Annotated in this window: 18 protein-coding genes; 9 read left to right on the top strand and 9 right to left on the bottom strand. The window is 70.2% G+C overall.

Annotation, left to right across the window (positions count from 1 at the left end; genetic code table 11):
* Positions 1-778: 778 nt before the first annotated feature.
* On the bottom strand, positions 779-4,342 hold the full coding sequence (locus tag OCJ37_RS19060; protein ID WP_263111257.1) for a lamin tail domain-containing protein: 3,564 nt from the start codon (positions 4,340-4,342) through the stop codon (positions 779-781).
* Between the two features lie 166 nt (positions 4,343-4,508).
* On the opposite strand from OCJ37_RS19060, the gene OCJ37_RS19055 reads away from it, so the two are divergent.
* The 3 genes from OCJ37_RS19055 to OCJ37_RS19045 all read left to right on the top strand — a co-directional run bounded on the left by OCJ37_RS19055 (position 4,509) and on the right by OCJ37_RS19045 (position 7,749).
* Positions 4,509-5,435 (top strand): tryptophan 2,3-dioxygenase, encoded by a 927-nt coding sequence (locus OCJ37_RS19055; RefSeq protein ID WP_263111256.1) that lies wholly within the window; start codon positions 4,509-4,511, stop codon positions 5,433-5,435.
* A gap of 171 nt (positions 5,436-5,606) precedes the next feature.
* Entirely contained in the window at positions 5,607-7,124 is a 1,518-nt protein-coding gene (locus OCJ37_RS19050; RefSeq protein WP_263111255.1) for a peptide MFS transporter, read from the top strand.
* A gap of 16 nt (positions 7,125-7,140) precedes the next feature.
* Positions 7,141-7,749: a thioredoxin family protein gene (locus tag OCJ37_RS19045; RefSeq protein WP_263111254.1), complete on the top strand. Its 609-nt coding sequence runs from the start codon at positions 7,141-7,143 to the stop codon at positions 7,747-7,749.
* 267 nt (positions 7,750-8,016) lie between these two features.
* On the opposite strand, the gene OCJ37_RS19040 is transcribed toward OCJ37_RS19045, so the two are convergent.
* Complete coding sequence (locus OCJ37_RS19040) at positions 8,017-8,499, bottom strand: MarR family winged helix-turn-helix transcriptional regulator (protein WP_263111253.1); 483 nt, start codon at positions 8,497-8,499, stop codon at positions 8,017-8,019.
* A gap of 180 nt (positions 8,500-8,679) precedes the next feature.
* On the opposite strand from OCJ37_RS19040, the gene hppD reads away from it, so the two are divergent.
* From hppD to hmgA, 3 genes are all read left to right on the top strand, one after another.
* Positions 8,680-9,747: a 4-hydroxyphenylpyruvate dioxygenase gene (gene hppD, locus OCJ37_RS19035; protein WP_263113736.1), complete on the top strand. Its 1,068-nt coding sequence runs from the start codon at positions 8,680-8,682 to the stop codon at positions 9,745-9,747.
* Between the two features lie 258 nt (positions 9,748-10,005).
* A complete protein-coding gene (locus OCJ37_RS19030; protein WP_263111252.1) occupies positions 10,006-10,257 on the top strand; it encodes an endonuclease domain-containing protein in 252 nt (83 codons plus the stop codon).
* Positions 10,254-11,555 carry a homogentisate 1,2-dioxygenase gene (gene hmgA, locus OCJ37_RS19025; protein ID WP_263111251.1) on the top strand — a complete coding sequence of 434 codons (1,302 nt, stop codon included), beginning with the start codon at positions 10,254-10,256 and terminating at the stop codon, positions 11,553-11,555. The genes OCJ37_RS19030 and hmgA overlap by 4 nt, the downstream gene beginning before the upstream one ends.
* A gap of 61 nt (positions 11,556-11,616) precedes the next feature.
* Here the strand turns inward: hmgA and OCJ37_RS19020 are convergent, their stop codons facing one another.
* Positions 11,617-12,114, bottom strand: coding sequence for a hypothetical protein (locus OCJ37_RS19020; protein ID WP_263111250.1), 498 nt, complete (start codon positions 12,112-12,114; stop codon positions 11,617-11,619).
* Positions 12,115-12,637: 523 nt separating this feature from the next.
* Between OCJ37_RS19020 and OCJ37_RS19015 the strand changes: the two genes are divergently transcribed.
* Both OCJ37_RS19015 and OCJ37_RS19010 read left to right on the top strand, forming a co-directional pair.
* Positions 12,638-13,291 (top strand): lectin, encoded by a 654-nt coding sequence (locus OCJ37_RS19015; RefSeq protein WP_263111249.1) that lies wholly within the window; start codon positions 12,638-12,640, stop codon positions 13,289-13,291.
* Positions 13,292-14,076: 785 nt separating this feature from the next.
* Positions 14,077-15,027, top strand: a complete 951-nt coding sequence (locus tag OCJ37_RS19010) for a calcium/sodium antiporter (RefSeq protein WP_263111248.1) — start codon at positions 14,077-14,079, stop codon at positions 15,025-15,027.
* A 198-nt stretch (positions 15,028-15,225) separates the two neighbouring features.
* Here OCJ37_RS19010 and OCJ37_RS19005 read toward each other — a convergent pair whose 3' ends face one another.
* The 6 genes from OCJ37_RS19005 to OCJ37_RS18980 are packed head-to-tail and all read right to left on the bottom strand — an operon-like array spanning position 15,226 to position 21,126.
* Complete coding sequence (locus OCJ37_RS19005) at positions 15,226-15,597, bottom strand: Na+/H+ antiporter subunit G (protein WP_263111247.1); 372 nt, start codon at positions 15,595-15,597, stop codon at positions 15,226-15,228.
* Positions 15,594-15,878: a K+/H+ antiporter subunit F gene (locus tag OCJ37_RS19000; protein ID WP_263111246.1), complete on the bottom strand. Its 285-nt coding sequence runs from the start codon at positions 15,876-15,878 to the stop codon at positions 15,594-15,596. The genes OCJ37_RS19005 and OCJ37_RS19000 overlap by 4 nt, the downstream gene beginning before the upstream one ends.
* Positions 15,875-16,375, bottom strand: a complete 501-nt coding sequence (locus OCJ37_RS18995) for a Na+/H+ antiporter subunit E (protein ID WP_263111245.1) — start codon at positions 16,373-16,375, stop codon at positions 15,875-15,877. The genes OCJ37_RS19000 and OCJ37_RS18995 overlap by 4 nt, the downstream gene beginning before the upstream one ends.
* Before the next feature lies 1 nt (position 16,376).
* Positions 16,377-17,939, bottom strand: coding sequence for a monovalent cation/H+ antiporter subunit D (locus OCJ37_RS18990; RefSeq protein WP_263111244.1), 1,563 nt, complete (start codon positions 17,937-17,939; stop codon positions 16,377-16,379).
* Positions 17,936-18,295, bottom strand: a complete 360-nt coding sequence (locus OCJ37_RS18985) for a Na+/H+ antiporter subunit C (protein ID WP_263111243.1) — start codon at positions 18,293-18,295, stop codon at positions 17,936-17,938. The genes OCJ37_RS18990 and OCJ37_RS18985 overlap by 4 nt, the downstream gene beginning before the upstream one ends.
* Positions 18,295-21,126, bottom strand: coding sequence for a monovalent cation/H+ antiporter subunit A (locus OCJ37_RS18980; protein ID WP_263111242.1), 2,832 nt, complete (start codon positions 21,124-21,126; stop codon positions 18,295-18,297). The genes OCJ37_RS18985 and OCJ37_RS18980 overlap by 1 nt, the downstream gene beginning before the upstream one ends.
* 187 nt (positions 21,127-21,313) lie before the next feature.
* On the opposite strand from OCJ37_RS18980, the gene OCJ37_RS18975 reads away from it, so the two are divergent.
* Positions 21,314-22,240, top strand: a complete 927-nt coding sequence (locus OCJ37_RS18975; RefSeq protein ID WP_263111241.1) for an NAD-dependent epimerase/dehydratase family protein — start codon at positions 21,314-21,316, stop codon at positions 22,238-22,240.
* The last annotated feature ends 3 nt before the right edge of the window (positions 22,241-22,243 follow it).

The raw sequence follows: 22,243 nt of genomic DNA, 5'->3' as shown, positions 1-22,243 counted from the left end.
CGGTGCGGTGCGATGTGCGCAGCGGGTGGGCAGCGGATGTGGATGTCCAGCGGTGGACGTTTTGCTTCGCGGTGGCCTGGCGCCCGGAGTGCAGGCGATGCTGCGGGCTGGGCGTGTTCGCTTGACTGCAAAAGCAACGGCTGGAGCAAGATCAGGATCAAGAGCTTTCGCGCCTGTTGGCGCGCGTTACTTTTGTCTTGGCAAAAAGCAACCAAAACCGCTCCCGCCCGACGCGATCCGGTGCGATGAAGCCGCACCGGTGCCCTGCGCTCCTCGGCGCGAGCGGCATTCATCCCCTTTCGGGACGGCGCCCAAACTCGCTTCGCTCAGACAGGGGCGCTTCTTCGGCCGCTCGCGCCTGTAGTGCTCGGCTCGCTTTAAGGCGGGAAGTTTTAACAGCGACAGCTAACGGCAAAAGCAAAAAGGCAAAAGCAAAAGCTCAAGAGCGACAGCGAAAGGCTCGAAGCGGGAGCGAAGACTGCATTTGAATGGAGGGCGAGGTGGCTATGCCCGTCGGCTGTTCCCTTCTCCCACCGGGACCATGGCTTCCTTTTCGGGGGAAGATGCCCCGTAGGGGCGGATGAGGGTACGGCGCGAAGCGTCTCGCAGCGTTTGGGTGCATGAGGCTGCGCCCGTACCCTCATCCAAACTCCTCTCCCGTGGGGAGAGGGGCTTCGACCGTGGAGTTTCGAGGGCCACTGCTGCTTCTGGAGCGGCGGCAAAAAAAAAAGGGCGCGGCTTGTGGCCGCGCCCTTGTGCTTCCCTCAGGCGGTTGCGATCAGCGGCCGATGCGGGTGCTGAAGCGTGCGGCGTTGTCGGACGGGTCGGCATCGGGCGAGGCCGAGCTGGCGCTGGCTTCGATCACGATGGTGCGGTCGGCCGGCAGCGGGCGGGTGGCCACGGCCAGGGTGAAGGCGGTGCCGGCGCCCGGGGCCAGGTCGGCGCGGGTGCTGCACTGGAACTGTGCGCTGCGCAGGCCGTGGGCCTGGCGCACGCATTGCCAGCCGCGCGGCGGCACCAGCGCCGACAGCACCGACAGGGTGTTGCCGCTGACGGTCAGGCTGGCGCGGCGCACCGGTGCATTGCCGCGGTTGACCAGGGCGATGCGGTAGTTGGCGCCGAACGCGGTCAGCGGCAGCGTCGCCGGGCCATCGATGCGCAGCGCCAGGTTGCCGGCGGGTGCGGCCTGCACCGCCACCGCGGCGCTGGCGCCGTTGTTGCCGGCGTTCGGGTCCTCGGTCTGCGAGGCGGCCGAGGCGGCCAGGGTCAGCGTGCGCCCGACCAGCTCGGCGCCGGCCGGCACCGCGAGCTCGAAGCGCTGCGCCGCGCCGGCGGCGAACTCGGTCGTGGTGCAGGTGACCACGGTCTGCGCGGCCACGTCCGGCGCGGCGCAGGCCCAGCCCGGGGCGGCGGTCACGGTCGGCGTCACCGCCGCGTCCAGGGCGAAGGCGACCGCGGCGAAGCGCGCCGCGTCCGGACCGGCGTTGCCGACTTCGACGCTGTAGCGGATCGTGTCGCCGGCGTAAACCGCGGCATTGGCCGCGCTCGCGGTCACGCCCAGGTCGGCACGCTGCAGCGGCTTGAGCTTGAGCAGCACCACCGCCGGATCGTGGTCGGACAGCCGCGCCGGTGAATTGGCGTCGTTGCGCGCGGTGGCCGGGAAGTCGGCGTTGAGCCGCGCATGGCCCTCGACCAGGCTGGCGACCTGCGCCGACTGCATCAGCGCGCGGTTGGCGAGGATATGGTCCAGCGACTGCACGTTGCCGTCGTAGGCGTACGAGTAGCTCTGGTCCGGCGTGGACAGCAGGGTCAGGTTGTACAGGTCCGGCTCGACCAGGTCGGCGCCGTCGCCGTCGACCACGGTCTGCGCGTCGGCCGAGGGCAGGCCGGTGACCGTGCCCATCGCATCGACGTAGCCGTCGTTGAACTCGAAGGCGTTGAAGTCGCCCATCACCAGCAGTTGTTCGCCGGGATCGGCGGCCTGCCGCGCCTGCAGCAGGTTGGCCAGGAACACCGCCTGCGCCTGGCGCTTGGCGCGGATGCGCAGGCCGCTGGCGTCGTCGGTCTCGGCGCCGTTGAGCGAACGCTGGTGCACCTCGACCACGGTCAGCGGCAGCGTGCGGCCGTCGGCGAAATGCACCACCGCCTTCAGCACCAGCGGCGGGCGGTCGTTGAGCAGGCTGGTGCCGCCGGCCGGCTCGGTCCAGGTGGTGGTCTTGCCTTCCTGGCTGACCGAGAGCACTTCGACGCGGGCGACGCCGGCGCCCACCGCGCCGGTCTTGACCAGGAAGCCGACGTCGATGCCGCCGACGTCGTTGCCTTCCTGCAGATAGGCCACGTACTGCGGGTCGGGCTGGCCGGCGGCGACCGCGTCGGCGTTGATGCGCGCGGCTAGGGTCTGCAGCACGCTCAGGCTCTCCACTTCCACCGTGCCCAGGATGTCGGGCGTGTTGAGGTAGTTGCGGATCGCCAGCGAGGCCTTGTTGAGCCGGGCCTGGTAGGCGGCCGCGGTCAGCACCGGTTCGCCGATCGCCGGGTCGTTCTGGTCGTCGAAGAAGCGCTCCATGTTGTAGGTGGCGACGTTGACGTCGTCGGCCTGCGGCGCGGGCGCCGGCTTGGGCTGGTCGGCGCCGTTGCATTGCACGGTCGGCGCGGTGTCCGGATAGATCGTGTAGCGACGGAAGCTGTAGTCCAGCGGGCCGCTGACGCCGAGCACCACGCAGCCGCCGGCCACGTCGATGCGCTCGCCGCCGAGACCGGCGCTGCCCACCGCGATCACCTGCGGGTTGGTGTTCCAGCGCGGCACGCCGGCCGGGGAGCCGGCCGGCAGCGGGTCGGGCTGCTGCACGCCGGCGGTGCGCCAGGCGCGCGGCAGGCCGGTGACCACGGCATGGAACACGCCGTTGCTGCTGGCGGTGGCGTTGGTCTCGTTGACGTTGCCGCCGGTGGGCGCGTTGACGGTCAGGCTGGGCGCGGCCACGCGCATGCCTTCCAGGCGCTCGAGCTGGTCGTAGGCGCCGGTCGGGTCGGGGAATTGCGTGGTCAGCGTGACCGCGGCCGGCAGCGGGTTGCCGGTGGACTGCAGCAGCACGGTCGGCGTGCCCAGTTCGGTCAGCGGCGGCTGGGTCGGGTCGGCGCTGGGCACGTACTCGAGCACGGTGGCCTGCACCCGCACCGCGTTGCCCACCGCGGCCTCGGCCGGCGGCGCGCTGCCGGTGTAGACGTAGATGCCTTCGGAGGTCAGCGGGTCGGCGTCGGCCTGGGCGTCGGGCGCCTGCAGGAAGAAGCCGGCGCTGCGCCGCGCGGTGACGATGCCGCTGGTGGCGACGATCTGCCCGACCAGCGGCGAACGCGCGCCGCTGCCCTGGATGCTGTGGATCGGCACCAGGTTGAAGTCGTCGTTGAGGATCACGCCGCTGGCGGTCAGCGTGGCCGGCAGCGCGCCGCTGATGCCGCTGACGTCGAGATAGAAGGTCTCGTCGGGCTCGTTGGCGGTGTCGCCGTCGACCAGCACGCTGACCTGGGCGCTGCTCTCGCCTGCGGGGATGGTCACGCTGGTCGCGGCCAGGGCCTGGTAGTCGCTGCCGGCGCTGGCGCTGCCGTCGCGGGTGGCGACGCTGAAGCCGACCCCGCCGCTGCCGGCCGGCTGGCTCAGGGCGATGGTGAACACGAACGCGGTGCTGCCGCCGTCGCCTTCGCCGCGGCTGACGTTGGCCACGCTGGCCACCGGCTGGTTGCCGCCGCCGCACAGGTTGGCCGGCGCCGCGGCATTGCGCGGGGTCGGCGCGCCGGTGGCGAAGTCGGCATTGTTGTTGTCGCTGTCGCTGCAGCCGCCGTTGCCGCGCAGCACCGCCAGGGCGTTGCTCGGCGCGGCGGTCGGCGCGCTGCCTTCGGCGCAGCTGGCGCTGCTGCCGTAGCCGACGAAATCCACGTTGCCCGCGGGGCAGGCGCCGCTCAGCGCGGCCGCCGCGCTGCTCAGCGCGACCTTGCCGGCGGTGCCGCTCATGGCGATGGTGCCGGTCGCGTCCGGCGCCGGCAGCGCGGTGCTGCCGCCGCTGCCGTCGGCCTGCTTGACCAGGTAGTAGCCGCCGGCGGGAATGCTGCCGGCCAGCGGGGTGACCTGCCAGCTGCTGCCGGCGGCCGAAGCGTACTGCACCGACCAGCCGGCCAGGCTCACCGCCTCGCTGCCGTTGTTGTGCAGTTCGATGAAATCGCTCTTGTAGGTGGCGCCGCTGTTGCCGCCACCGCCGTAGACCTGGCTGATGACGACCTGGGCCTGGCCGGTTCCGGCACAGGCAAGCGCGCACGACAACACTGCGGCACGAAGCAGCATGGTTCGCATGACGAAGACTCTCCCCAATCCTTGAAGACGTGGAATACCGCGGACGACGACCGGGCGCCCCCCAAGGCGCTGGCCCGATTCTGCCCGAGTTTGCCGCCGGCCGCTGACCGGGATGTGACAGGCGTCGCTGCGGTACCCTTGCCGGCCCGGACCGCCGTACCCGCCCATGCCCGTCGAACACAACCAGCGCCCGCTCGAAGCCGGCATCCACACCGACCTGGAGGGGCGGCTGACCTACGGCGGCTACCTGCGGCTGGACCAGCTGCTGTCCGCGCAGCAGCCGCTGTCCGACCCGCCGCACCACGACGAGATGCTGTTCATCATCCAGCACCAGACCTCCGAGCTGTGGCTGAAGCTGCTGGCGCACGAGCTGCGCGCGGCGATCGCGCACCTGCAGCGCGACGAGGTATGGCAGTGCCGCAAGGTGCTGGCGCGCAGCAAGCAGGTGCTGCGCCTGCTGACCGAGCAGTGGTCGGTGCTGGAGACGCTGACCCCGTCCGAATACATGGGCTTTCGCGACGTGCTCGGGCCCGCGTCCGGCTTCCAGTCGCTGCAGTACCGCACCATCGAGTTCCTGCTCGGCAACAAGAACGCGCAGATGCTGCGCGTGTTCGGCCACGACCCGCACGCGCAGGCCGGGCTGCAGGCGGTGCTGGAAGCGCCCAGCCTGTACGAGGAGTTCCTGCGCTACCTGACCCGCTTCGGCCATGCCGTGCCCGAGCAGTACCGCGCGCGCGACTGGCGCCAGCCGCACGTCAGCGACCCGCTGCTGCGCCCGGTGTTCGAGCGCATCTACGAGAACACCGACCGCTACTGGCGCGAGTACGCGCTGTGCGAGGACCTGGTGGACCTGGAGACGCAGTTCCAGCTGTGGCGCTTCCGCCACATGCGCACGGTGATGCGGGTGATCGGCTTCAAGCGCGGTACCGGCGGCTCCAGCGGCGTGGGCTTCCTGCAGCAGGCGCTGGCGCTGACCTTCTTCCCCGAACTGTTCGAGGTGCGCACCTCGGTGGGCCTGCCGGATGGGCGCGATGCCGAGCCGGGGCTCGTGACCCCGGACGCGGGACCCGATGAAGGGCTACAGGCGCCCTAGCGCGTTCGGGCACTGGTCTCGAGCAACGGGGTCAGATCCAGAGGTTCCCACGAATCCCGAATCCCCAATCCCGGCCATTTGACGCGACCGCCAACTGTCGGTGATGCTCGCCCGTTCGCCCGGCCCGGCCGGGAGTCGCCCAGCCCATACTGAATACGCAAGGGACACCGCATGAGCGTTGACGACGTCGCGTCGCACCCCCCCGCCTCGCCGCAGCCGGCGCAACCGCCCGAATTCAAGACCTTGCTGGGCCATCCACGGCCATTGTGGATGCTGTTCATGACCGAATTCTGGGAGCGCTTCGCGTTCTACGGCATCCGCTGGGCGCTGACCCTCTACATCGTGGCCGAGTTCTTTCAGGGCTCCGGCGCGGGCGAGGCCCCGGCCAACCGGCTCTACGGCGCCTATCTGGCGCTGGTCTACGCCTCGGCGCTGTTCGGCGGCTTCGTCGCCGACCGGCTGATCGGCTACCAGCGCTCGCTGCTGATCGGCGCGGTGGTCATGTCGGTGGGCCTGTTCCTGATCGCGGTGCCGAACGAAGAAGTGTTCAAGATCGGCCTGGCCACGATCATTGCCGGCAACGGCCTGTTCAAGCCGAACGTGTCGACCATGGTCGGCAAGCTGTATCCGCTCGACGATCCGCGCCGCGATTCGGGCTTCACCATCTTCTACATGGGCATCAACGCCGGCGGTTTCGTCGCGCCGATCCTGACCGGCCTGCTGGCCGACAAGCTGTTCGGCACCGAAGCGATGCCGGCCTACAAGTACGTGTTCATCGCCTCCGGCATCGGCATGCTGATCAGCCTGGTCTGGTTCTGGATCGGGCGCCACCAGCTCGGCGCGGTCGGCCAGCCGCCGGCCGGCGGCGAGGGCATGGGCCGCACGTTCGGCGTGCTGCTGGCGACGCTGGTGGTGATCCCGGTGGCCTATGGCCTGCTGCTGATCGACGCCGGCATCCTCGGCTGGATCCTCACCGCGCTGTTCGTGGCGCTGTGCGCGATGATCCTGGTCGAAGGCATCCGCGAGGGCCGCGTGCCGCGCGACCGCTCGATCGCCATGCTGATCGTGTTCGTGTTCAACGTGATGTTCTTCATGTTCTTCGAGCAGGCCGGCAGTTCGTTCAACTTCCTCGCGCAGAACATCGTCGAGCGCGACCTGGGCGGCTGGATGTTCCCGGTCGGCTGGTTCCAGTCGGTCAACACGCTGGCGATCCTGGTGCTGGGCCCGGTGTTCGTGTGGCTGTGGGTGGCGCTGCGCTCGGCCAACCCGTCGATCCCGCGCAAGTTCGGCCTGGGCCTGATCTTCAACGGCCTGGCCTTCGCGCTGCTGATGTTCGCCCTGTCCTCGCTGGTCGACGGCTCCGGCAAGATCCCGTTCTGGACCCTGTTCATGGTCTACGTGATCCAGACCGTGGGCGAGCTGTGCCTGTCGCCGATCGGCCTGTCGATGACCACCAAGCTGGCGCCGACCAAGGTGGTGGGCTTCGCGATGGGCGGCTGGTTCCTGTCCACCGCCATCGGCAACAACCTGTCCGGCATCTTCGCCGCGGGCGTCAGCGGTGAGACCGGCATGACCGTGGCCTCGGCGCTGAAGGGCTACACTTTCGGTTTCTGGGCGCTGCTCGGCTCGGGTGTGTTGTTGTTCCTGCTTGCACCGTTGATCAACAAGCTGATGCACGGTGTCAAATGACGTGAGGTAGATCGCAATGTCGAACAAGACGATCAAGACGATGGGCGGCGCGGCGGCGCTGCTGCTGGCCCTGGCGGGCTGCGAGAAGGCCGTCGCGCCGGAGGCCGAGCAGGCGCCGGCCAAGCCGCTGGACACCTCGGTGCAGAAGCCGCCGGTGGCCGATCCCAACCAGCCGGTGGCCTCGGGCAATACCCCCGCCGCCGCCGACGTGGCCGCGGTGGCGGCATTGGGCGCGCAGTTCGACCCGGCGCGCGACCCGGCCAACGACCTGGAAACGGCCGAGGTGGAAGCCAAGCGCGGCGGCAAGCGGATCCTGCTGGACGTGGGCGGCCAGTGGTGCTCGTGGTGCCACATCCTCGACGAATTCATCGAGGGCGACGCCGAGGTGCGCAGCTTCCGCGACGCCAACTACGTGTGGGTCAAGGTCAACTACAGCGACGAGAACAAGAACGAGGCGTTCCTGGCCCAGTACCCGAAGATCGAGGCCTACCCGCACCTGCTGGTGCTCGACGCCGACGGCAAGCTGCTGCACTCGCAGTTCACCGGCGAGCTGGAGAAGGGCAAGGGCTACGACCGCAAGAAGTTCTTCGACTTCCTCAAGCAGTGGGCGCCGCCGAAGACCTAGGCCAAGCCCAGGGCGTCTTCCCGGGATGCCGAAAGCCGCCGTGCACCCTGTAGGAGCGGCTTCAGCCGCGACGGGCGTTACCGATAGAACCTGTCGCGGCTGAAGCCGCTCCTACACGAGCACCGGCAGCGACGGCGAGTACCGCGCAGGCGGTGCCCGAGTCGGCCACCGTGTCCGGTACCGCGTCCACCGCGCAGGTCGGCGAGGCGGTCGCGGTTGTGCAGTACGCATAAGCCACGCCCGCTGAGGGCGTGGCGTGCCGTCGTCTCACTTTCCGGTCATGCTCGGCAGCCCCTCGGCCGCCAGGCGGTCGATCAGCCGGTTCAGCACGCGCTGCTCCTCCTCGCTGAACGGCGCCAGCAGCCGGCGCTCGCACTCCAGCACCATCGGCGCCACCACCTGGTACACCTCCACGCCTGCCGCCGACAGGTGCAGCACCGAGCGGCGGCGGTCGTCGCCATGGGTCTCGCGCTGGATGAAACCGCGCTCGAGCAGGCGCGCCACCGCGCGGCTCACCGCCACCTTGTCCATCGCGGTGCGCTCGGACACCTCGCCGGCCGACAGCCCCGGGTACAGCGCCAGCACCGCCATCACCCGCCACTCGGTCACCGCCATGCCGTAGCGCTCGCCGTAGACGCGGGCGATGTTGCTGCTGATCCGGTTGGACAGCACGCTGATGCGATAGGGCAGGAACTGCTCCAGATCCAGGGAGGGCTCGGAAGGCGGTGGCGCGGAGGGGGCGATCGTCATGCTGCATTGCACCTTGCTGGTGGTTTCATTTGTAACTATAAGGGAGGAGACTACTGTCCATTCTCGCGAGTCTGGCGTCCGTCCGCATCCGAAATTTCGGGCGGCCTCCGGCCCGCGTCCTCCAGGAGACGAGCCATGAGCGCACAACCGCAGTATCCGTCCCAGCCGGCCAACCTGGGCATGCAGGTCACCACCTTCGAGAACCCGATGGGCATCGACGGCTTCGAATTCGTCGAATTCGCCGCGCCGGCCGGCCAGGGCGAGCAGCTGCACGCCTACTTCCGCGCCATGGGCTTCAGCGCGGTGCTGCGCCACCGCAGCCGCGCGATCACCGTGTACCGGCAGGGCGGGGTCAATTTCCTGGTCAACGAGGAACCCGATTCGTTCGCCGCCGATTTCGCCGCCGCGCACGGCCCCTGCGCCTGCGGCTTCGCGATCCGCTTCCAGCATCCGGCCGAGGAAGTGTTCGCCAAGGTGCTGGATAACGGCGGCGAAGCCATCGCCGACAAGGCCGACACGCGCGCGGTGCCGGCGCCGGTGGTCAAGGGCATCGGCGACTGCATGCTGTACCTGGTCGACCGCTACGGCGAGAAGGGCTCGGTGTACGCCGACTTCGAACCGGTGCCCGGCGCCGAGCCGTACCCGGCCGGCTTCGGCCTGACCTTCATCGACCACCTGACCCACAACCTGTACTTCGGCAACATGCAGCGCTGGTCGGACTACTACGAGCGCCTGTTCAACTTCCGCGAGATCCGCTACTTCGACATCAAGGGCGCCAAGACCGGGCTGACCTCCAAGGCGATGACCGCGCCGGACGGCGTGGTGCGCATCCCGCTCAACGAATCCTCCGATCCGAAGAGCCAGATCAACGAATACCTCGACGCCTACCATGGCGAAGGCATCCAGCACATCGCCTGCTTCACCGACGACATCTACGAGACGGTGGAGCGGATGCGCGCGGCCGGCGTGGAATTCCTGGACACCCCGGACGCCTACTTCGAGGTGATCGACCAGCGCATTCCCAACCACGGCGAAGACGTGCCGCGGCTGGCGCGCAACAAGATCCTGATCGACGCCGACCCGGAGACCAAGCAGCGCAAGCTGCTGCAGATCTTCACCCAGAACTGCATCGGCCCGATCTTCTTCGAGATCATCCAGCGCAAGGGCAACGAGGGCTTCGGCGAAGGCAACTTCCAGGCGCTGTTCGAGAGCATCGAGCGCGACCAGATGAAGCGCGGCGTGCTCTGAGGCTACGTCGCGGAGAATGCCGATGCGGCAAAAGCCCTCTCCGACGGAAGAGGGGTTGGGGTGAGGGTATGGTGGGGTCATGAAGCCCAAGCCGCCCTTGCCCACAACGACCCTGAGAAGCGCGCGCAAGCTGAGCCGCGACATGACCGATGCGGAACGAAAACTCTGGCAGCATCTACGCGGTGAGCGTCTGTACGGTTTGAAGTTTCGCAGACAGCATCCGGTCCCACTTATGTCGTCGATTTCTATTGCGAGGCATTGAAGCTGATCGTTGAACTGGACGGCTCACAACATTCGACAAAGATCGATGCCGAGCGGTCTGGCTACCTGGAGTCCCAAGGAATGCGCATGCTCCGGTTCTGGAACGACGACGTACTCCTGCACGCGGATGCGGTGGTCGCGTCGATCTTGGATGTTGCTGGTGCTATCGATCCTGTCTTCGTCCGTACCCTCACCCCAACCCCTCTCCCGGTGGGAGAGGGGCTTTCAGAGCAAGAGCCCACGCCATGAACATCTCGCACAACGGCTATCAATCCGGCTTCGGCAACGAATTCGCCACAGAAGCCGTGCCCGGCGCACTGCCGCAAGGGCAGAACTCGCCGCAGCGCGTCGCCCATGGCCTGTACGCCGAGCAGCTGTCCGGCACCGCGTTCACCGCGCCGCGCGGGGTGAACCGGCGCAGCTGGCTGTATCGGATCCGTCCGGCGGCGGTGCACGGCACCTTCGCCGCGTATGCGCAGGCCGGCGGTTTCCACAACGACGTCAATGCCGGGCCGGTGTCGCCCGACCAGTTGCGCTGGAGCCCGCTGCCGCTGCCGCAGGCCGCGGTGGATTTCGTCGACGGCCTGTACACGATGGCCGGCAACGGCTCGGCCGCCGCGCAGCATGGGGTGGCGGTGCATCTGTATGCGGCCAGCGCCTCGATGCAGGGGCGGTTCTTCTACAACGCCGACGCGGAAATGCTGATCGTGCCGCAACTCGGCCGCCTGCAGCTGTGCACCGAACTGGGCACGCTCGAGGTCGAGCCCCAGGAGATCGCGGTGATCCCGCGCGGCGTGCGCTTCCGCGTCGCGCTGCCCGACGGACAGGCGCGCGGCTACGTGTGCGAGAACTTCGGCGCGCTGCTGCGGCTGCCCGACCTGGGCCCGATCGGCGCCAACGGCCTGGCCAATCCGCGCGACTTCCTGACCCCGGTAGCCGCCTACGAGGAGGACGAGGGCGAGTTCGAACTGATCGCCAAGTTCCAGGGCCACCTGTGGCGTGCGCCGATCGCGCATTCGCCGCTGGACGTGGTCGCCTGGCACGGCAACTACGCCCCGTACAAGTACGACCTTCGCCGTTTCAACACCATCGGCTCGATCAGCTTCGACCATCCGGATCCGAGCATCTTCACCGTGCTCACCGCGCCCAGCGACACGCCAGGCACCGCCAACCTGGATTTCGCCATCTTCCCGCCGCGCTGGCTGGTGGCGCAGCACACGTTCCGGCCGCCGTGGTTCCACCGCAACGTGGCCAGCGAGTTCATGGGCCTGGTGCACGGCGTCTACGACGCCAAGGCCGAAGGCTTCGCGCCGGGCGGCGCGTCGCTGCACAACTGCATGAGCGGGCACGGCCCGGATGCGGCCACCTTCGACAAGGCCTCGCAGGCGGACCTGTCGCGGCCGGACGTCATCGCCGACACCATGGCCTTCATGTTCGAGACCCGCGCGGTGCTGCGCCCGACCGCGCAGGCGCTGGCCGCCGCGCACCGCCAGCGCGACTACCAGCAGTGCTGGCAGGGCCTGCGCCGCCATTTCCGCGCGCCCTGAGCGTGCGTGGCGCGGGGTGCCGCGGCCCGTGCCGCGCGCGGGCGGCCCTGCAACCGTGCGCTCAGGCGGCTTCCAGCGACGCGTGCAGCGGTGCCGGCAGCACTTCCAGCACGCGCTCGCGGATGCGCTGCGCATAGCGCTCCGAGGTCATCTCCGGCATCGCGCGCAGCGCGTGCGCGATCGCCTGCAGCGTGGCGGCGTCCTCGCGCGCGTCGCGCAACTGTTGCTGCAGCGGGCGCGAGGCCGGATGGCGCTGCAGCTGCAGCAGGTCGAGCAGATACATGCGCGCGTTGAGCAGCGCGCGGCGCGGATCCGCCGGCGCCGCGGCGGGGGCCGCCGGTGCCGCGACCGGCGCGGCGGGCATGCGGCCGTCGTCCAGGTAACCCTGCTGCAACAGCGCCTGCACGATCGCCGCGGCGTTGCTGCCGCCCAACGCGACCAGTTCCTCGACGCTGCGCTGGCCATCGGCCAGGATCAGCACGCGCCGCTGGCGCATGTCCAGCGGCGCGGCATGGGATTGCAGTGCCGCGAGGGCGAGGGCGGTCTTGCGCGGGTGCATGGCGGGATACCGGAAGGTGCGCAGCTTCGCCGCCGGCGGTGAAACGCTGATGACAGCGGCAGGCGACAGGCGCTGCGGGCCGCCTGCGCGGCGAGGAGAGCGGACGCGAGCGCGGCGAGGGGCGAACTTCGTGGCCGCCGTGATGTCGATGGGAACGCCGCGACGATCGCGCAGGATGCGTTGCGCGACTCTTCCTGGCCTTCCTCGGGCTGCGGCGGCGAAGAATTGGCCTTTTGTGGAAACGGCTTGTCGTGTCTCGCACCATGCGACGCGTACGGTACGTGGCGGGCGGATCGCACGGAGGCGTTGTCTGCGCCATTGCGACCGCCACCGCTGCCATCGCCAATGGCAATACCGACGCCGACGCGATGCCAGCTTCGGGCCGATTCCGGCCCGGATGCCGAAGCCAACGCCGAGCCGGCAGCGATAGCGACGGCGGCCTGCATCGCGATTCCGCAACGCCAGTCAGTGCATGCGCACCGCACGCGCGTTAGCCTATGCGCTGCTCCTGCGAGGAACTGCGATGAAGCCGACCCTGCCCGCCGCCGCGTTGCTGCTGCTCGCGCTGGGCGCCTGCGGCAAGGCGCCGCCGGCATCCCCGCCGCCCGCGCCTGCCGCGGCGCGCGACGAGGCCTTGCCGCCGCCGGCACTGGACCAACCGGACACCGACGTACCCCCGGCACAGGCCCCGGCGGCGGCGATCCCGCCGGAGATGGCGCCGGCCGCGCGCCAGCTGGCGCGCGAGGACGGCTACGGCGACCTGCGCCTGGGCATGAGCGCGGCGCAGGCGCGCGCGGCGTGGGGCGGCGAGCTCGATGGCCAGCCCGGCGAGGCTGGCGGCTGCTATGTCCTCAGGCCGCGCTGGGCCAAAGGCGGCAACGACTTCGGCCTGATGTTCGAGGCCGACAAGCTGGTGCGCTACGACGTACGCAATGCCAAGGAAACCGCGCCGGGCGGCGGCAAGGTCGGCATGGACCTGGCGCAACTGCGCGCGCTGTACGCCGGACGCGTGGAGGAGCAGCCGCACAAGTACATCGAAGGCGGCAAGGTCCTGCGCATCGCCGGTGCCACCGCCCAGTCCGGCGTGCTGGCGTTCGAGATCGACGCCGCCGGCAAGGCCAGCGCCTGGCGCGTCGGCCTGCCGCCGCAGGTGGATTATGTCGAAGGCTGCGGCTAGCGGATTGCCGTTGCCTTCGGCGGCGATGGCGTTGAACCAGCGGGTGCGGTCGGCGGAACGCGTCGCGGCTGAAGCCGCTCCCACAGTGCACCCGGCCAAGGCACCGCATCCTCTGTAGGACCGGCTTCAGCCGCGGCAGGCGCAACGGTGAGAGGGTGGGTTCGGCAGCAGCGGGCGGGGCCGAAGCCTCTCCTGCAGTATGCCCAGCTGGTCTCCGCAAGCCCCTGTAGGAGCGACTTCAGTCGCGACGAACGCCGCAGCAGCCTCAACGGCTCGGATAGCCGCCGGAGCCGACGGTCCCAAGCCACGCCCAAACTCCCGCCGCAGTTCGCCGGCTATCCGGCTGCACGCCCCTGTAGGAGCGACTTCAGTCGCGACGAACGCCGCAGCAGCCTCAACGGCTCGGATAGCCGCCGGAGCCGACGGTCCCAAGCCACGCCCAAACTCCCGCCGCAGTTCGCCGGCTATCCGGCTGCACGCCCCTTGTAGGAGCGACTTCAGTCGCGACGAACGCCGCAGTGGCCTCACCGGTTTCGGTTGGCTGTCGGGGCCGATGGCCCAAACGCCCGGGGCTCATCTTCCCGCACGCTCTCACCCAACCTGGCGGCGAGCCCATCCAGGGGCGACCCCAAGCGGCTCGACCCTCGGCCGCGATCCATGCCGCCAACGCTCGACGCCGCCGAACAACCGCCCGGCGGTGCATCCCGGCCCGCCGTCGCCACGATGACGGCCGCATCATCCGCGCTGCGCATAGAATCGCGCATCGTATTGGCGAGGGGTGGGCGATGGCGAGCGCGATCGGCTTGGTGCTGGTGGGACTGCTGCTGCTGGCGTTGGGCGGCGATTCGATCGTCAAGGCGGCCTCGGGCCTGGCGCAGCGCTGCGGCGCCTCGCCGTTCGTCGCCGGGCTGCTGCTGGTGGCGTTCGGCACCTCGCTGCCGGAGCTGGCGGTCAATGCGCGCGCCTACGCGGTCGGCGCGCAGGACCTGGCGCTGGGCAACGCGGTCGGCAGCAACCTGGCCAACCTGGGCTTGACCCTGGCGCTGGCCGCGTTGGCGGCGCCGCTGCTGGTGCGCACGCGGATGCTGTCGCCGCTGCTGGTGCTGCTGGCGGTGACGACGCTGGCGCTGATCGGGTTCGGCCTGGACGGGGCGATCTCGCGGCTGGAAGGCGTGCTGCTGTTGCTGGGCTTCGTCGGCGTGCTGGTGTTCCTGCTGCGCCGCGCGCGCAGCGAGGACGCCGCGCGCCAGCTCGGCGTGTCCGGCTATGCGGTGACCCGCACTGCGCTTGGCCTGAACCTGCTGCGCCTGCTGATCGCGATCGTGCTGCTGTATTTCGGCGCCAAGCTCGTGGTCGATGCGGCGCCGCGGCTCGGCGCCGCCTGGGGCCTGTCGCCGCTGCTGGTCGGGCTGCTGCCGGTCGCGATCGGCACCGCGCTGCCGGAAGCCGCCGCCGCGATCGCCGCGTCGCGGCGCGGGCAGGGCGACATGGTGGTCGGGCACGTGCTCGGCTCCAGCCTGTTCAACCTGCTGGTGGTGATCGGCGGCATGGCGGCGCTGCGGCCGCTGCCGCTGCCGGCCTCGTTCGTGCGCCTGGAACTGCCGGCGGCGGTCGCGCTCAGCGTGGTGCTGTATCCGATGCTGCGCGGCGACATGCGCATCAGCCGCGGCGAAGGCGCGGTGCTGCTGGTGGCGTTTCTGGCCTGGATCGGGTTGGAAGTGGTGCTGGTGGGGTGAGCGTCGGGACTCGGGAATCGGGAATCGGGAATCGGGAATCGGAAAAGCATTGCCGGTGCGGTCGGGGCTCGATTCGGAAGATGTCGGTTGGGGGAGGATTCCGGGTCGCCGCGAGCCACACGTCGCGGTGGGCTCGCGACAACGCCCGTCGCGACCGAAGTCGCTCCTACCACATTGCGTCGGCTGCGGCCTGGTCGCCTAGCGCTCGTCGTGCTGCGCCGGCGGCGGCAGCCCTTCCTTGTCGGCGTGGTCGCTGCCCGGCACCTGCGGGCGTTGCTCCATCATCAGCGACAGCGCGGCCTTGGCCATCATGTGCGCGCTGATCGGCGCGGTGATGAACAGGAACGCGGTGATCAGCAGTTCGCGCGGTTGCGGGTCCTGGCCCAGGAACAGGTGATAGCCGACGGAGGCCAGCAGCACGCAGCCCACGCCCAGAGTGCTGGCCTTGGTCGGCGCGTGCAGGCGCTTGAAGAAGTCCGACAGCTTCACCAGCCCCAGCGCGCCGAGCAGGATGAAGAAGCAGCCGACGATCAGCAGCAGCGACAGCCCGACCTGCAGCAGCCCGATCATTCGACGATGTCCCGGCGCAGCACGTACTTGCTCAGCACCACGGTGCTGCCGAAGCCGAGCATCGCGATCACCAGCGCGGCCTCGAAATACACCGGCGAATCCAGGTACATGCCGAACAGCATCAGCTCGGCGATCGCGGTCACCGACAGCGTGTCCAGCGCCAGGATGCGGTCGGGCACGGTCGGCCCGCGCAGCAGCCGCCACAGCGCCAGCAGCATCGCCAGCGCCACCACGTGCATGCACACGGCAATGGTGCCTTCGATGAACATGTGGCTGGTCATGGGAAGATCTCCATCAGGGGCGCTTCGTAGCGCGTCTTGATCTGCCGGATCACGGTCTCGGCGTCGTCCAGGTGCAGCACGTGCACCAACAGGTACTTGCGGTCGTCCGACAGCGCCGCCGACACCGTGCCCGGGGTCAGCGTGATCATGCTGGTCAGCGCGGCGATGCCGTGGATGTTGGCGATGTCCAGCGGCACCCAGATGAAACCGGGGTGGATCCGGGATTCGGGGCCCAGCACCTGCAGCGCCACCACCACGTTGGAGCGCACGATGTCCCAGGCGACCACGCACAGCATCTTCGGCACCGAGCGCAGCGAGCCGATGCGCGCGAACTCGCGGTCCAGGCGCGCGGCGAACAGCGGCACGGCCACGCCCAGCAGCGCGCCCAGCAGGACCTGGCCGAGGCTGAAGCTGTCGCTCATCAGCAGCCAGAACACGGTGACGGTGACGCTCAGCGGCCAGGAGGGGAACAGGCGGCGCAACCAGGGACGGCGCATGTCAGGGCTCCCGCAGCGCCGGCGCGGTGGCGCGCAGCTGGGTGGCGTAGTCGGTCGGGCGCAGCAGCTGCGCGGCGGCGGCCTCGGTGTAGCGCAGCAGCGGCCCGGCGGCGACGCTCATCGCCACGCCGTAGCCGAGCAGCAGCAGTGTCGCCGCGGTTTCCAGCGGCCGCGCGCGCGCCTTGCGCGGTGGTGGCCGCGGCAGGCGTTCGGTGCCGTCGTCGTCGAGGTGCTGGTCGCCCGGCACGCGCCAGAACAGGCGCACGCCGGCGCGGGTCAGGCCCATGATCACCATCAGGCTGCTGAGCAGCACCGCGGCCCACACCGGGCCGACGTTGGCCGCCGGCGTGGCACCAAGGATCGCGACCTTGGCCAGGAACCCGGACAGCGGCGGCAACCCGGCCACCGAGATCGCCGCGATCAGGAACAGCACGCCGGGCACGGTCTTGCCCGGCAGCGGCGCGATCACTTCCTTGCGGTCGCCGGCGTCGCCGCGGCGGCGCCGGATCAGGTCGGCGATCAGGAACAGCGCCGCGGCGACGAAGCTGCTGTGCGCCAGGTAGTACAGGCCGGCGCCGAGCGTGCCCGGCGCGTCCAGCGCGAAGGCGACGAACAGCGTCGCCGCCGACACGATCACCAGGTAGCCGACCAGCACCCGCAGGCGCACCGCGGCCAACACCCCGAGCGCGGCCAGCAGCAGCGTGCCGATGCCCAGCCACAGCAGCCAGTCGCGGCCGTAGCCGGCCAGCGCCTGCGCCTGGCTGCCGAGGATCAGCGTGCTCACCCGCAGCACCGCGTACAGCCCGACCTTGGTCATCACCACGAACAGCGCCGCCACCGGCGCCGGCGCGCGCGCATAGGTTTCCGGCAGCCACAGGTACAGCGGCAGCAGCGCGGCCTTGGCGCAGAACACCAGCAGCAACAGGCCGAAGGTGGCCTTGATCAGGCGCAGGTTCTCCGGCGGCGCCTGGGCGATGCGCTGCGACAGCTCGGCCATGTTCAACGAGCCCAGCAGCGCGTACAGCAGGCCCAGCGCGATCAGGAACAGGGTGGAGGAGGTGACGTTGAACACCACGTAGTGGAAGCCCACGCGCAGGCGCAGGCCGCGCCCGCCGCTGAGCAGCAGACCGTAGGAGGCGATCAGCATCACCTCGAAGAACACGAACAGGTTGAACACGTCGCCGGTCAGGAACGCGCCGTTGAGCCCGACCAGCTGGAACTGGAACAGCGCGTGGAAGTGCGGCGCGCGCCGGTCCCAGCCGGCGCAGGCGTGCAGCAGGCAGGCCGCGGCGAGCAGGGTGGTGGTCAGCAGCATCCACGCCGACAGGCGGTCGGCCATCAGCGCGATGCCCAGCCGCGAGGGCCAGTCGCCGAGCAGGTAGACCTGCACCTGGCCGTCGCCGGCGCGCACGAACAGCGCGACCACCGCCGCCGCCAGCGCCGCCATCGACGTCCAGGCCACCGCGCGGCGCACGTGGCGTCCGTAGCGGCGGTGCTCGACGAACAGCGACAGCGCGGCGCCGAGCAGCGGGATCAGGATCGGCAGGATCACCAGGTGGTTCATAGCGCGCTGCCGCCGTCGGGATCCACGCGCGCATCGACGTGGTCGCTGCGGTTGTCGCCGCGGCTGCGCATCGCCAGCACGATGCTGACCGCGGTCATCGCGAAGGCGATCACGATCGCGGTCAGCACCAGCGCCTGCGGCAGCGGATCGGCGTGCTCGGCCAGGGTCGGCGCGATGCCGTCGCGCAGCACCGGCGCCTTGCCCTGCACCAGCCGCCCGCCGGCGAAGATCAGCAGGTTGGTGGCGTAGGACAGCACGGTCATGCCCAGGATCACGTCGAAGCTGCGCGCGCGCAGCAGCAGGTACACGCCGACCGCGGTCAGTACGCCGATCGCGCTCGCCAGGGCCAGTTCCATCAGCGCATCTCCCCGGTACGCGCCGACCGCTGCGCCGGATCGATCTGCCCGCGCTGCGACTCGCGCGTGCGCGAGGGCTTGATCGTGCCCATCATCGACAGGGTCAGCATGGTGCCGCCGAACACCACCAGGTACACGCCGGTATCGAAGCCCAGCGCGCTGGCCAGCGGGATGTCGCCGATCAGCGGAATGTAGAGGTCGTAGTGGCCGCTGGTCAGGAACGGCACGCCGAACGCCATCGAGGCCATGCCGCTGAGCGCGGCCAGCAACAGGCCCAGGCCGATGCAGCGGATGTAGTCGAAGCCGAAGCGCGATTCCACCGACGCCGCGCCCTGGATCACGTACTGGATCAGCAGCGGCACCGCCAGCACCAGGCCGGCGATGAAGCCGCCGCCGGGCGCGTTGTGGCCGCGCAGGAACAGGAAGATCGACACGGTGAGGGTCAGCGGGAACATCAGCTGCGCCAGGTCGGCCGGCACCGGCAGCTTGATCGGCGGACCCGGCATCACCTTCTCCGGCGCCATCCGCGCGCGCCGCAGCAGCGCATGCACCACCAGCGCGGCGATGCCGAACACGGTGATCTCGCCGAAGGTGTCGAAGCCGCGGAAATCGACCAGGATCACGTTGACCACGTTGCGCCCGTAGGCTTCCGGCAGCGCGCGCTGCAACAGCTCGCCGGCCATCGTCGACGCCGGCCGGGTCATCACCGAATACGCCAGCAGCGCCATGCCGGTGCCGGCGGCGATCGCCAGCGTCGCGTCGCGCAGCTTGCGCCAGCGCTGCGGTTCCACCGGCGAGGCCTTGGGCAGGTAGTTCATCGCCAGCAGCATCAGCACCAGCGTCACCATCTCCACCAGCAACTGGGTCAGCGCCAGGTCCGGCGCCGACAGGAACACGAACACCAGGCTCACGCCCAGCCCGCTGCCGCCGATCACCAGCACCGCCAGCAGGCGCTGCCGGTACAGGAACAGCGTGGCCAGCGCGCAACTGACGATCAGCAGCCACAGCCCCCAGCCCAGCAGCGGCATCGGCTGCGGCGCCGGCCACTGGCTCCACAGCGGCGGCGCGGCGATGAACGGCGCCGCCGCGACCACCACCGCGCTCAGCAGCAGCCAACGCAGGCTGCGCTGCAGGCTGCCGTTGGTCAGCAACCGGGTGAAGCGCACGGCGATGCCGAACAGCGCATCCACCTGCCAGTGGAACACGCGCTTGCCCAGCGAGCGCCGCACTTCGGTGTACAGCACGGTCAGGCGGCGCAGGCCGAAGTACAGCGCCACGCCGCCGACCACCCCGGCGATGCTCATCGCCAGCGGCGCGTTCCAGCCGTGCCAGACCGCCAGGCTGTAGTCGGGCAGCGCGTCGCCGAGGATCGCCCCGGCCGCGGCGCGCAGCACCGGCGCCACGGTCAGCGCCGGCACGATGCCGACCGCCACGCACACCAGCACCAGGATCTCCACCGGGATCTTCATCCAGCGCGGCGGCTCGTGCGGCATCGCATCCAGCTGCCGCGGCCCGTCGCCGAAGAAGGTCTCATAGACGAAGCGCAGGCTGTAGGCGACGCCGAACACGCCGGCCAGCAGCGCCGCGGTGGCGGTGAACGCGCGCATCGCCGCCGGGCCGTCGGCGTCCAGCGCCTGCGCGAAGAACATCTCCTTGGACAGGAAGCCGTTGAGCAGCGGGATGCCGGCCATCGACAGCGAGGCGATGATCGCCAGCGCGCTGGTGAACGGCATCCAGCGGCGCAGGTTGCCGAGCCGGCGCATGTCGCGGGTGTGGGTCTCGTGGTCGATGATGCCCGCGGCCATGAACAGCGAGGCCTTGAACACCGCGTGGTTGAGGATGTGGAACACGCCGGCCACCACCGCCATCGGCGTGGACAGCCCGAACAGCATGGTGATCAGGCCCAGGTGCGAGATCGTCGAATACGCCAGCAGGCCCTTCAGGTCGTGCTGGAAGATCGCGTACCAGGCGCCGACCAGCAGCGTGACCGCGCCGACGCCGCTGACCGCGTAGAAGAACAGCTCGCTGCCGGCCAGCGCCGGATGCAGCCGCGCCAGCAGGAACACGCCGGCCTTGACCATCGTCGCCGAATGCAGATACGCCGACACCGGGGTCGGCGCGGCCATCGCATGCGGCAGCCAGAAATGGAACGGGAACTGCGCGCTCTTGGTGAAGATGCCGAGCAGGATCAGCCCCAGCGCCCACGGATACAGCGCGCTGGCGCGGATCGTCGCGCCAGCGGCCAGCACCGCATCGAGCTGGTAGCTGCCGACGATGCGCCCGAGCAGCAACACTCCGCCGAGCAGCGCCAGGCCGCCGCCGCCGGTGATCACCAGCGCCATGCGCGCGCCGTCGCGCGCGTCCTTGCGCTGCGACCAGAAGCCGATCAGCAGGAACGAGCTGATGCTGGTCAGTTCCCAGAACACCATCAGCAGCAGCAGGTTGCCGGCGATCACCATGCCCAGCATCGCGCCCATGAACAGCAGCAGATAGCCGTAGAAGCGCGCCACGTTCTCGCGCGCGCCGAGGTAGTAGTGCGCGTACATCACCACCAGCGCGCCGATCGCCAGCACCAGCCCGGCGAACATCCACGCCAGCCCGTCCAGGCGCAGCGAGAACAGCAATCCGATCTGCGGCAGCCAGGCGTGGTCGGCGCGGACGATGCCGCCGTCCAGCACGGTCGGGGTCAGCGCGCCCAGCAGCGCCAGCCCGGCCAACGGCGCCGCCGCAGCGATCCACGCCAGCGTGGCGCGCGAACGATGGCGCAGGGCGACGACGGCCGCCGCCATCAGGAACGGCAAGGCCAGCAGGATGTCCAGGACGGGGATCATGCAGGGAATGCGAGATTCGCGAGCAGGAGCCCGAGTGTAACAGGCGTGTCCTGACGCTGGCCTGCGATGGTGGTCGGCGCATGCAAGGTCATTCTTGCAGCGTAGCGCACGCCGGGTGACGCACCTGCGAGTGCGCAACGGCGCCCGGGATTTGGGCGCGGCGGCGTGCGCTCGCTATGCTTGCGCGATGACCGACACGCCCGCCATCGCCGCCGCCGCCGTTTCCGCCACGCCTGCCGACGCCGCGGGCGGGCGCACCGCGCTGCTGTTCGGCGGCAGCGGCCAGATCGGCGAGCGCCTGCTGCAAGGCCTGCTGGCCGCCGGCTGGCAGGTGCACGCGGTCTCGCGCACGGCGCAGCCGCCGCGCGCCGGCGTGCACTGGCACCTGGGCGAACTGGGCGCGCTGCAGGCGCCGCCGGTGCAGGCCGATGCGATCTTCAGCTGCGGGCCGCTGGATGCGTTCGCCGCCTGGTACCGGCGCACGCCGCTGCGCGCGCCGCGCGTGGTCGCGTTCGGCTCCACCAGCCTGGAGGTCAAGCGCGATTCGCTGGATGCCGCCGAGCGCGACGTCGCGCGGCGCCTGCGCGAGGCCGAGGCCACGCTGTTCGCGGTGGCCGCCGAGCGCGCCGCCGCGGTCACCGTGCTGCGCCCGACCCTGGTCTACGGCGCCGGCCGCGACCGCACGCTGAGCGCGATCGCGGCGCTGGCGCGGCGCAGCGGCTGGTTCGTGCTGCCGCGCAGCGCCCGCGGCCTGCGCCAGCCGGTGCACGTGCAGGACCTGGCCGACGCGGCGCTGGCGGTGCTGGCGCATCCGGCCACGCACGGCCGCAGCTATGCGCTGGGCGGCGGCGAGGTGCTCAGCTACCGCGAGATGGTGCGGCGGGTACTGGCCGCGCTGCAGCCGCCGGCGCGGCTGCTGCCGTTGCCGCATGCGCTGTTCGCGCTGGCCCTGTCCGTCGCCCATGCCGGCGGCCGCCTGCGCGGGATGAACCGCGCCGCGCTGCAGCGCATGGGCGAGGACCTGGTGTTCGACCTGGCGCCGGCGCAGCGCGATTTCGGCTATGCGCCGCGCGCGTTCGCGCCGGATGCGGCGATGCTGGGCGTGTCGCGCTGAAGC

It is taken from the genome of Xanthomonas sp. AM6, from assembly GCF_025665335.1.
Lineage (GTDB): Bacteria > Pseudomonadota > Gammaproteobacteria > Xanthomonadales > Xanthomonadaceae > Xanthomonas_A.
The sequence above is the reverse complement of the archived record's forward strand: the minus strand, read 5'-3'. Positions and strand labels throughout refer to the sequence as shown.